The organism is Psychrobacter sp. (assembly GCF_035469765.1).
In the GTDB taxonomy this organism is placed as follows: Bacteria; Pseudomonadota; Gammaproteobacteria; order Pseudomonadales; family Moraxellaceae; genus Psychrobacter.
The window spans coordinates 1-3,316 of record NZ_DATIRM010000141.1; the positions used below are offsets into that span (position 1 = coordinate 1).

Annotated in this window: 4 protein-coding genes; 1 reads left to right on the forward strand and 3 read right to left on the reverse strand. The window is 42.2% G+C overall.

Going from position 1 to position 3,316, the window contains the following annotated elements; all coding sequences use genetic code 11:
- A partial coding sequence (tmk, locus tag VLN09_RS04040) for a dTMP kinase (RefSeq protein ID WP_325243919.1) occupies positions 1-594 on the reverse strand: 594 nt, incomplete at its 3' end.
- An 88-nt stretch (positions 595-682) separates the two neighbouring features.
- Entirely contained in the window at positions 683-1,969 is a 1,287-nt protein-coding gene (gene mltG / locus VLN09_RS04045) for an endolytic transglycosylase MltG (RefSeq protein ID WP_325243921.1), read from the reverse strand.
- Between the two features lie 170 nt (positions 1,970-2,139).
- Between mltG and VLN09_RS04050 the strand changes: the two genes are divergently transcribed.
- Positions 2,140-2,904, forward strand: coding sequence for a DpnI domain-containing protein (locus VLN09_RS04050; RefSeq protein WP_325243923.1), 765 nt, complete (start codon positions 2,140-2,142; stop codon positions 2,902-2,904).
- Here VLN09_RS04050 and VLN09_RS04055 read toward each other — a convergent pair.
- Positions 2,896-3,316 (reverse strand): hypothetical protein (locus tag VLN09_RS04055; protein WP_325243925.1); only part of this gene is annotated, 421 nt, incomplete at its 5' end. The two genes, VLN09_RS04050 and VLN09_RS04055, sit on opposite strands and share 9 nt — an antisense overlap.

Consider the following 3,316-nt stretch of genomic DNA (forward strand, 5'->3'; position numbering starts at 1 on the left):
GCGTTCAGGCTGCTCGCTGGCAAGAACACTAAACCCTTGATGGACTCTAGTGAAAAACTCTGTTGCCTGCTGCTCAAAGCGGTCAGCGGCACTACGCTTATTGGCGCGCGCCATACCTTCTAATACGGGTAAGTCTAGCCACAGCGTCAGCTCAGGTAGTTGTACAACAAACTGCTCGATAAGCGTGTCGATTTTACGGCGTACAGTAGCGTCGCCATCTGCACGCCCAAAGCCTTGATACGCAACCGTCGAATCGGTAAAGCGGTCACATATGACCCATGTACCACGTTGCAGCGCTGGCAAGATGACTTGCTGCATATGATCACAGCGGGCAGCAAACATTAATAGCAATTCCGTATCATCATTGATAGTGGTATTAGGATCTAGCAATATCTCACGCAAACGCTCAGCAAATGGACTACCACCTGGTTCACGGGTACGCAAATAGTCAATGCCATTTGCCTGCAAACGTGCGCATAATTGCTCAATCGCCGTGGTTTTTCCGACGCCTTCAGTACCCTCAAAACTAATAAAACGTCCTTGAATTGGCGTAGTGGTGGTTTGAGAAAACGGCGCTTGTATGGATACTGACATGATATGACCTTATGCCATTGAGGAGCGTTGCCATTAATGACATAACGCTCACGAAATGATGGGTGTATAAAGAAATATAAAACGTGGTTTATGGTGGCGGCGTTTGAGCTTTCTTCTCACGCATAACACTGAGATAGTCTCTTACCGCTTGGTTATGCTCATTCAAACTATTGGTGAATATGTGCCCGCCAGTACCCGTCGCGACGAAATATAATGCTTCGCTATCGGCAGGATGTAAGGTTGCTTCGATAGAAGCAGCTGACGGTAGCGCAATAGGCGTCGGCGGTAAACCATCAATTTGATAAGTATTATAAGATGTCTTTTCATCGATGTCTTTGCGGCGAATATTGCCTTCATAACGGCTACCCATACCATAAATGATGGTTGGATCAGTTTGCATACGCATACCTTTGTTTAAACGGTTATTGAATACTGCCGATACCAAAGGACGCTCTTCTGCCACGCTGGTTTCTTTTTCGATAATCGATGCCATCACCAGCGCTTCATAAGGGGTCTTATAAGGCAGATTTGGTGCGCGATTCTCCCATGCTTTGGTTAATGCTTGCTGCTGGCGTTTATACAAATCAGTCAATACCTGCTTATCACTGGTGCCTTCGCCATAATAATAAGTATCAGGCGTAAACCAGCCTTCAAGATTATGATTGACGATAGGGTCACTACTATTGACCACTGTATCCGGCAAGATACCAACCAAATCTAACGCTTCTGCAATGCTGGCATTCGTACTATCAGCGGTCAGCACTTCTTTTTTGATGCCTTTATTATCCCGTAATGCCTGATACAAATCTTTTGACGTTTTACCTTCGATAATTTGCACCTTTACCATTGCCGCTTTTACTCCTTGCCCAAGCACGTGCAGCGTTTCAGCAAAAGTAGGGTTTTCTGGTAATTGGTAAATACCTGCGTGTAATGGAACATCGACTTGTGTTTTTATATAAAGCTTGGCTATCGTGGCAGAAAATAGCGGTATTTGCTGCTGCCACTGCGGTAGCAAACCGTAATAGCTCTGACCTGCCTCAATCGTGACCATCTGCTTCGGCTGCTCAATCCGACCAAATAAGGTCTGATAAACCATCACTAAGAAAAATGCGGCAATTAAGCCAAGCACCAATAATACTTGATAACCACGCTGCATAAAGAACGAAGGGTTATCAGCCTTATAATGGCGCGGTTTATTGTCACCATTGATAAGAGAAACATCTGTCGGTGGCACTTTCTCTGCTATAGCCTCGTCTACTACTGGTTTTGAATGCGGTTGAGCTATATCGACATGCTCGTCAGCCATATCTTTTTGGCTAGTTGATAGCTTATCATCAGGACGTTCAGGAGGTGTTTCAGGGGTTGGGGTGCTCATGGTCACTCGCGAGGCAGAAGTTTGCTAGAATTTAGCATTGAACCGTGCGATTTTCAATGGTATTTGCTTAGCTTATCAATTAACTTAGTGCTTACGCCAAATTATATGGCTTAATACTCGTACCCATTCTTATTACTTTTAATCCTTTCTTCTAATAACGAAAACTGGCTATGAATCTACATTTCAATCAAAGTCTCGCTACAAACTATAAATCTGAACCTCAAAGAATTCGTGTATTAAGTGAGAATTGGGTCGCTAATCACAGCTACTGCCCTAATTGCAGTGCTGAACCATTGACTGAATTTGCTAATAATCAACCAGTCGCTGACTTTTATTGCTCAAATTGTAATGAGCAATATGAGTTAAAAAGTAAAAAGGCGAAGTTAAGCAATATTATCAACGATGGCGCTTATGACACTATGATTGAGCGCATCAACAGTGATAATAATCCCAGTTTTTTCTTTTTAACTTATTCTCAAGCATTGAGTGTAAATAATTTTTTAATTATTCCCAAACAGTTTTTTAAACCAGACATGATTATAAAACGTAAGCCTTTATCAGCCACTGCCAAGCGCGCAGGTTGGGTTGGCTGTAATATTGATTTGCGTAAAGTGCCCGAATCAGGAAAAGTGTTTTTGGTAAAAAATCAGCAAGTTATACCACGCGATAATGTCACCGAGCAATTTCAAAAAACCTTATTTCTACGCACGCAATCTATCGTTTCACGCGGCTGGACGCTAGATGTATTGCAATGTATCGATAAATTAGAGGCTAACTTCTCTCTCAATCAAGTTTATGTATTTGCCGACTTATTAAAACTTAAATATCCTAATAACAACCACATCAAAGATAAAATCCGCCAGCAATTACAACTGTTACGCGACAAAGGCTTTATTGAGTTTATCAGCCGTGGTCATTATCGAAAATTATCTTAAACGCTTTTCGTTATAGCGCTTGGCTCTGGGCTGCCCTTTTTTATCGCGATATACGTCTGCTGTCAGTTCCTCTCTATCATCCCAAAGCGGCAAACGCGCAGTGGCCACAAGACGCTGATGAAATTTATGTGCAGGATACTCCCAATCAATTTCATCATTCACTTTAAAAAAACTCTCTTCACGATAATCAACGTAAGCGTGCATTCTGTTACGGACATAACGATTCCACTGCCATAAAAGCTGAATCGAATTATGCACGGGCTTGGTAAATGGTTTTAAATTCACCGTTAACGCACACATTATGAGTTCATCGTCAGGAATTAAACTTATACCTTGTTCAATAACTTCCTCTCGCGTGTGTGCATATTCAAACATACCGCCAAAAGCAATGAACTTCTTAAAATTCTGTAAA